This window comes from Streptomyces sp. NPDC051555, from assembly GCF_044454405.1.
GTDB lineage: Bacteria > Actinomycetota > Actinomycetes > Streptomycetales > Streptomycetaceae > Streptomyces.
In genome coordinates this window covers 1-1200 of the sequence record NZ_JBITDP010000125.1, presented here as the reverse complement: position 1 = coordinate 1200, position 1200 = coordinate 1, and the positions used below count along the sequence as shown (strand labels likewise).

General features: G+C 66.1%; 1 protein-coding gene. It reads right to left on the bottom strand.

Annotated elements, in window-relative coordinates:
- Window positions 1-1066 (bottom strand): IS256 family transposase (locus tag ACIBEA_RS44650; protein WP_399270333.1); only part of this gene is annotated, 1066 nt, incomplete at its 3' end.
- Window positions 1067-1200: the final 134 nt, after the last annotated feature.

Genomic DNA, 1200 nt, shown 5'->3' with positions numbered 1-1200 from the left:
TGATGAGTTTTCGCAGGTTGCGGTTCATCGACTCGATCGCGTTGGTGGTGTAGATGACGCGGCGGATGTCCTGGTCGAAGTCGAGGAAGGGGATGAACTGTGCCCAGGCGTTCTCGAACACGCTGATCGTGCCGGGATACTGCCGGCCCCAGTCTTCGCGGACCTGTTCGAGGGCTTCGAGGGCGGCGGTCTCATCGACGGCGGTGTAGACGGGTTTCAGCGCCGCGGCGACCTTCTTGCGGTCGGTGGAGCTGACGTACTTCAGCGCCGACCTGATCAGGTGAACGACACAGGTCTGGGTGATCGCGCGGGGCCACACGGCCTCGATGGCCTCGGGCAGTCCCTTGAGCCCGTCACAGCACACGATGAGCCCGTCCGTGAGGCCGCGGTGCTTGAGCTGGGTGAGGACGTGGAGCCAGAACTTCGCGCCCTCGTTGTCCTGGAGCCAGATGCCCAGGACGTTCTTGATGCCCTCGGTGTCGACGCCGATGACCAGGTGGGCGGCCTTGTTCACGACGTGTCCGTTGTCGCGGACCTTGATCCGGATCGCGTCGATGTAGAGGATCGGGTAACACTCGTCCAGGGGACGGTTCTGCCAGCTGGTGACCTCGTCCGCGATCACGTCGGTCACCTTCGAGATCAGCGCCGGGGACACGTCGGCGCCGTAGACCTCGGCGAGGTGGGCGGTGATGTCGCGCGTGGTCATGCCGCGTGCGTACAGCGACAGGATCATCTCGTCCACCTGCCCCAGGCGGCGGGTGCCCTTCGGCACGATCCGCGGCTCGAACTCGCCCTTACGGTCGCGGGGCACGTCGATCTCCACCGGGCCGGCCGTGGTCGTCACCGTCTTGCCGTAGTGGCCGTTGCGGTTGTTCCCGCTGCCCCGCCCGGCCGGGTCCCCTGCCTCGTAGCCGAGGTGATCGGCCATCTCGGCCTGCAGGGCCCGCTCGATGACCTGCTTCATCATCTGCTGCAACAAACCGCCCCGGCCGTCCAGCGGCACCCCGGACTCCCTCGCGTCCGCGATCAGCGCGTCGATCGCCTCCGGCGACAACGCCCGCGCCACCCGCTCCGCGGCCTCGCTACGGCCTGCCTCAGTATCCTGCCTCGATATCACTGTGCGTCACTTTCCGTTCAGGGCAGGAACCGGACCAGATAGGAGCAATCATCCCCTACTCACACAACCTGGTGTACACCCTC